General features: G+C 66.8%; 1 protein-coding gene. It reads left to right on the forward strand.

The features are described from left to right. The coding region (locus GEV06_29140) for a glycosyltransferase (protein MPZ21903.1) at positions 1-232 on the forward strand (232 nt) is incomplete at its 5' end. Positions 233-579: the final 347 nt, after the last annotated feature.

The raw sequence follows: 579 nt of genomic DNA on the forward strand, positions 1-579 counted from the left end.
CCCCGTGGTCACGTCGAACGTCTCGTCGCTGCCCGAGGTGGCTGGCGATGCCGCGCTGCTCGTCGACCCGCACGACCCGGACGCCATCGCCGAAGCCATCCGCCGTGCCGTCACCGACGAGGCGCTCCGCGCAGTCCTCATCGAGAAGGGCTTCGCCCGCGCCCGCATGTTCTCGTGGGCGCAGTCGGTCGCGAAAGTGCACCAGATCTACATGGAGGTCTTGCGTGCGTGAGGTAGTGTTCACAAACACGAAGACCACGAAGACCACGAAGACAACCACGCCACATGGAGGGCACCCCTTGCCGGGGTCCCCAGCGCGGCAGCCGCGCTGGGGTGGCTTTAGGGGTGCCGAGACGTGTGCCCGCGTTCTGGCACCGCTGAAGCGGTGCCCTCCGTACGGTTTTCGTGACCTTCCGATCTTGGCACCGCTAAAGCGGTGCCCTCCGTACGCTGCCGGTGGGGCACGTTGATGCGCGTCGCCCTCGTTCACGATTGGCTGACCGGCATGCGCGGCGGCGAGCGGGTGCTCGAGGGGCTGTGCGAGCTGTTCCCAGACGCAGATCTCTTCACGCTGATTCA

This window comes from Luteitalea sp. (assembly GCA_009377605.1).
In the GTDB taxonomy this organism is placed as follows: Bacteria; Acidobacteriota; Vicinamibacteria; order Vicinamibacterales; family Vicinamibacteraceae; genus WHTT01.